Source organism: Aidingimonas halophila, assembly GCF_900106955.1.
In the GTDB taxonomy this organism is placed as follows: Bacteria; Pseudomonadota; Gammaproteobacteria; order Pseudomonadales; family Halomonadaceae; genus Aidingimonas; species Aidingimonas halophila.
Window position 1 is genome coordinate 139,150 of the sequence record NZ_FNNI01000006.1, and the last position, 5,824, is coordinate 144,973.

Consider the following 5,824-nt stretch of genomic DNA (forward strand, 5'->3'; position numbering starts at 1 on the left):
TCGCGCCTGCACCAACCCGTGTTACCCTATCGCCCACTTGAGAGACATACTTCGGAAAGACCCTGAATGACAGCACTTTCTCTTTGCATCATCGAAAATGGCCTGGTGCCCGACGATCTGAAACCGCAATTCGGTTCCTACCCGGACATGATCCGGCAGTGGCTGGCACCGAGCCTGCCTGAAGCCAGTTTCGCGGAGTGCTCTCCCGTATCCGGAGAAGCGATGCCCGCTGCGGACGCTTACGACGGCTATCTCCTGACGGGATCGCGCCACAGCAGTTACGAAGACGGTGACTGGATTCGCGATATCCGGCAGTTCCTGCGCCAGGCCATCGATCTCAAGCGCCCGGTCTTCGGCATCTGTTTCGGCCACCAGATCATGGCGGACGCCTTTGGCGGCCAGACCACCAAAGCGGACAACGGCTGGGGTGTCGGCGCCCAGGAATATACCGCCTCTCTGGGGATGCCCGATGACAAGGCGGGTTTCTTCGTCTTTCACCAGGATCAGGTCACTTCCGTGCCTCCGGCGGCGAAGGTGATCGGTGGCTCAGCCCACTGCCCCAACGGCGTTCTTGAATACAGTTTTCCCGCGCTTTCCGTGCAATTCCATCCGGAATTTACCTCGGAATACGTTGAGGCGCTCGCCAACAAGTACGGGGGGGATGTCATTCCCTCCGACACGAGTCAAGCCGCCATCGCCAGCCTGCAGGACGTTGCGGTGGACAATACCCGGCTCGCCGACGACGTCGCCGCCTTCTTCCGCCGATGGACGTAAGGCACCACCGCCAGGACGCCTGACAGCGCCATCGCGACTGATGTCGCGCCTGCACCACCCCGTGCCATCAGGAGGGGGCAGTTACGGAGTTTGCAGGCGCGGTTTCACCCGCGATCGGCAATACGGCAGTTGATGCCGGCGGGGTATTGGCCGTCGGGGTTGGGCAGCGCCAGGCGGATACCGAAGGTGCCGCTCGAAGGATCGATGACGCTGTCGATGCGGTCGATCTCGGCGGTGACGGTGTCGTCGACGGGCGCTTCCAGACGAATATCGAGAGTATCGCCGATCTCGTATTGTCCGTAGGCTTCCAGTGGCATGACGAGGTCGATGCGTAACGGATCGAGTTGGACGAGTTCGAGGATGGGGGTATTGTCGATGAATTCGCCTTCTTCGCTTTCCAGGCTGGCGATGACCCCATCAAATGGGGCGTTGCCGACCATTTCGCCAAGCTGCGCCTCGGCTTGGTTGGCCTGTAGGCTGGCTAACGATAGCTCGGTGTCGATTTCGTCCTGCTCACTTTCGCTGAGCATGCCTTTTTCGATCAGCCGCCGGTTACGTTCCAAGGTGCGAGCCGCGTAGCGTTCACGAGCACGTTCGAGTTCGAGGCTGGCCGCTTCGACCTCGCGTTTCAGGGTGAACAACGTCTCCCCTTCTTCGACCCGATCGCCACTATCGACACGAATTTCATCGATCATCCCCGGGACCTGGCTGGACATGGTGGAACTGCGTCCCGGGTCGACGAGGCAACTGGTGGCGTCGACATGGCCATTTTCCTGGGCCATGGATAGTGTCGGGATGCCGAGCAGGATCGATACGATCAGCAAGCGGTGTGAACGATACAGCATGGTAACTACCTTTCCATTATTGAATAACCTGGCCGGCTCTTGGCCGCCATCGCGACTGACGTCGTTCCTACGATCCTATCCTATTTACTCGCCCCGCCCGCTGAATCCGAGCTGGTCGGCTTCGTTCCAGTCGGCATCGAGGAGCCGGGCGCGTTCGCGGGCATGGCGTTTCTCGCGCTCATGCTGGGCGCGTTTCAGGCGTTGATGCAACACGCCCACATGACGTTGCCATCCACGCAGTTCGTCGAGCAGCGGTTCACTTTCGCATACGGCCCACTCGACACTGCCGGGATCGCCCTGTCGGGCACAGCGGCCGGCGATCTGGCGGTCGACCCGGGAGGCATCGTGCAGCCCGGCGATGATGACGTGCAGGCCGCCGGCGTCACGGGCGGCGGTTTCCAGGGCGATATCGGTGCCCCGCCCCGCCATGCTGGTGGCGACGGTAATGGCACCGCGACGGCCGGCGGCGGCGACGACCTTTGCCTCTTCGGCATCCTGTCGGGCGTTGAGAACCGCATGGTCGTGCCCCCGTTCGCCGAGCGCCAGCGACAGCGCTTCGGAATCCGCCAGGCTGACAGTGGCAATGAGCACCGGACGCCCCTGCGCCGACAATTCACCGGCCCGCCGTGCAATCCAGTCCCAACGTTCATTGGGGGTATTGAATGTCGTTACGCCCCAGTCACGACGCTGCGAGGGCTTGTGCGGGGGAATGGCGACCACGCGCAGCCGATAGGTCCGCCACAGTTCGTGGCGCACTTCATCGGCGGTTCCCGTCATCCCCGCGAGATGCTGATAGCGACGGAAGAAGCGTTGATAGGTCAGCCGGGCCAGCGTGCGGTTGGGGTCGCTGGGCTCGCAGCCTTCGAGCCGCTCGATCATCTGCTGCAGCCCTTGCTCCCAGCGTCGGTCGGCCAGCACCCGGCCACTGTGCTCGTCGATGATCTGCACCTGGCCGTCGCGAACCAGATAGTGGCGGTCACGCTGGAACTGATGGCGCGCCACCAGCGCTTGTTGAAGCAGCCATTCGCGTCGCGCCCGTCCCAGCCAGGCACTCTGGTTGCCACGGGCTTCCAGTCGCCGTTCAGCCTGCTCGGCCAGGACTTGCCTGCCCGCCTCGGTGAGATGAAGCTGGCTTTTCTCACGAACGAAGTGCTCGTCTTCCCGGAACTGGCCGGCCAGTGCCAGCACGTCATCGATCAGGGCGATATCCACGGGATCGTTGCTGTCGCGACCGGAGAGAATCAACGGTGTACGGGCCTCGTCGAGCATCACGCTGTCGGCTTCGTCGACGATGGCGAAATGCAACCCGCGCAACAGGAGTCGCCGATCATCGAGCGATCCCTTGAGACGGGCCGCATGGGCCAGCAGCGGCGTGCGGTCGTGACTGAGTTCCCGCCCGTCGCGCAGATAGTCGAAGACCAGTTCCTTGTTGGTACAGTAGGTCACATCGGCCCGGTAGGCCGTGCGGCGCTGATCGGGACTCATCTCATGAACGATGGCTCCCACATTGAGTCCGAGACGCCGATACACCGGCTGCATCGCTTCGGCGTCGCGGGCCGCCAGGTAATCGTTGACCGTGATCACGTGGACCGGCACGCCGGTCAGAGCGGCCGTGGCAGCGGGCAGTGTGGCGGTCAACGTCTTGCCTTCGCCGGTCGGCATTTCGGCGATGCGTCCTTCCAGCAGGGCCAGCCCACCCATCAGTTGCACGTCGTGGTGCGCCATGCCCAGCTCCCGCCAGGCGACTTCACGTACCGTGGCGAATGTCTCGCAACGTAGCCGGGGCGTCAGCCCATCGGCCAAAAGGCGTCGGCGCAGCGAGAGAATGTGGTCGTTCAGGGCCACATCATCGAGCATTGCCAGCCGCCCGGCATGACGGTGAATCGCCGGCAGGGCGGCACGTAGCCGCCAGCGCTGGAAGCGATCCGGCAAATGCAACGGGGCACGCACCCAGCGCCATAACCGCTCCAAGGTCGTCGGTGGATCGATATGGCGCTCGGGACGGTCGAGGGCATCGACAGGTGTGCGGGGAATCGAGGAAACAGCCATGGCTATCTGTCGAACAGCGAAAGGAAATTACGCCGGATATCCCGCCACCAGCGATAGCCGATGGGCTCCGGCGGGTGCTCGATCCGCACATGCACGCGTCCATCCAGTGATAGTGGCAGGTCGCTGTCGATCAAGCCCCGGGCATCGAAATCGGCCAGGTAATGGCGGCGAAAGGCGGTCAACGGCTCGTCGGCTTCCGGATCCAGCGCGATATCGCCTCCCCCTTGCTGGGTCAGGGTTTCGCTGGGGATGTCGTGGGTGGCCCGAGGCGATAGCCACTCCACCGATGAGTCGATTCTGCTGTCGTGCCCCGGTAGACGCAAGCTGACATCCTCTACCGCCTGGCTGACCTCGTCACGCCGATGGGCCGGAAGCATGGCGCGAATACGCAGATCGTCATCGCGCACGACGACCGCGACGGATTCGCCACGCTGCAAATGCTGCCCCAGTGGCGGTCGACCTTCCGGCATCACCACCCGCCCATCACGGGGGCTGGTCACCAGGGTCGCAGCGGCACGCAGACGCGCATCCGCCAGGCGCTGTTCCACCAATTCGAGATTTTCGCGTTCCATGGCGATATCCTGCGCTTCGCGCACACTGGCTTGCAGACGCAGTTCGGCTTCGCGGCGATGCGCTTCGAGGCGACTGACCTCAGACGCCAGTTCCGGTGCATCGAGCCGCATCAGTGGGTCGCCTCGCGAGACGGATTCACCGTCCTCGACGAGGATCTCGCTGAGTTCTCCGGCCGCGCCGAGACGCACGTGGGTCGGTTCACCGCTGTCGATGACACCCTGCACGACAGTGGCATAGGGCACGGGAACCGCGAACAACAGCACGCCGAGCGTGCCGAGCACACCCAGCAACCAGGCCCAGGCACGATGACGCGAGCCTTCCAGACGGGATTCGACGGTCATGGTCTTTAGCAGTTTCAGCGTGGGCAGGATCAGCGTCATGAAAACCGACCAGAGGGCCAACAAGACGCCGACGAACAGGTATCGGGTGGCGACGAAGACCGCAATAGCGACCATCAATACCAGCCGGTAGGCGAAGGAAGCGACTGAATAGCCGACCAGCCAGCAGGCCTCGCGGTTGGAACCGGCTTGACCCGTGACGTCACGACGTCCCAGCAGATACCGTTTGATGGCGTAGCCGAGCTGCTGATTCGCCCGTGAGCCGAGGTTGGGAATTTCCAGCCAGTCGGCGAGGACATAATAGGCATCGAAACGCAGCAGCGGGTTGCCGTTGAACAACAGCGTCGAGACACCGGCCAGCAGCATCACGTTGAACATCAACGCACGCAGGACGCCCGGTTCGGCCATCGCCCACACCAGCATCGCCAACGCCGCCAGAAAGAGTTCCACCAGGATACCGGCAGCGCCGACCAGCATGCGTTTGCCCTTGTCCGGGCAGGCCGCAGCGGCAGTAGCATCCACGTAGGGGACGGGAAAGAATACCAGCAACATGATACCGATTTCGTGGACTTCGCCGCCGGCATCCTTGGTGGTCCAGGCGTGGCCGAGCTCGTGCAACGACTTGATCAGCGGATAGACCAGCGCCATCAGCAACAGGTTGTCGATGCCCAGCACGCGGTCAGCCAGATTGTGGGTCAATCCTTGCCAATGCATGCCCGCCACGACCAGCGCCAACCCCACCGTCGCCAGCCAGATAGCCGCCCCCAAGGGACTGATGAACGGTCTGACCAGCGGATACGTCGCCGCCACGAACCGTTCGGGGTCAAGCAGCGGAATGCGGATACCCAACGGCGAGCGGATCAATTGCTGCCATTTGCCGCGCTGGTGTTTTCGCTGGCGACGCGACAGTTCATCGATGTCGATATCGCCATGGCCGGCCAGCACATTGGCGTTGTGGAGTCGCCCGACCAGGCCGATCAGTTCCTGCTGAGTGGGCATGGCATCGCCCAACGTGCGGCTGACCTGCTCCCATATCTCACCCAGCGTCCGTCGACCATCCAGTCGCCCGATGATCTGATAGGCCTCGGGGGTGAAGCGATGTACCTGACCGGTGAGCGTATCGTGCAACACGTACCAGGGCTCGCCACGATATTCATGGCGATGCAGGCTGGCATGGCGTCGCAGCCGCAACCGGAGATCGGCCACCCGATGCCAGTGCTGGCTATAGAGCGCGCCGGCCATGGT

The 5,824-nt window shown here is 63.1% G+C and carries 4 protein-coding genes; 1 reads left to right on the plus strand and 3 read right to left on the minus strand.

The annotated features are described in order from the left end of the window. The first annotated feature begins 66 nt into the window (after positions 1 to 66). The gene (locus tag BLW01_RS12595) at positions 67 to 774 is read left to right on the plus strand and encodes a type 1 glutamine amidotransferase (protein ID WP_092570250.1); all 708 of its coding nucleotides are present in this window, start codon (positions 67 to 69) and stop codon (positions 772 to 774) included. A 104-nt stretch (positions 775 to 878) separates the two neighbouring features. Here BLW01_RS12595 and BLW01_RS12600 read toward each other — a convergent pair whose 3' ends face one another. From BLW01_RS12600 to BLW01_RS12610, 3 genes are all read right to left on the minus strand, one after another. Further along, positions 879 to 1,619 carry an efflux RND transporter periplasmic adaptor subunit gene (locus BLW01_RS12600; protein ID WP_092570252.1) on the minus strand — a complete coding sequence of 247 codons (741 nt, stop codon included), beginning with the start codon at positions 1,617 to 1,619 and terminating at the stop codon, positions 879 to 881. A gap of 84 nt (positions 1,620 to 1,703) precedes the next feature. Beyond that, on the minus strand, positions 1,704 to 3,668 hold the full coding sequence (locus BLW01_RS12605) for a preprotein translocase subunit SecA (RefSeq protein ID WP_092570254.1): 1,965 nt from the start codon (positions 3,666 to 3,668) through the stop codon (positions 1,704 to 1,706). Positions 3,669 to 3,670: 2 nt separating this feature from the next. Continuing rightward, positions 3,671 to 5,821, minus strand: a complete 2,151-nt coding sequence (locus BLW01_RS12610) for an HlyD family efflux transporter periplasmic adaptor subunit (protein ID WP_092570256.1) — start codon at positions 5,819 to 5,821, stop codon at positions 3,671 to 3,673. Positions 5,822 to 5,824 lie beyond the last annotated feature (3 nt).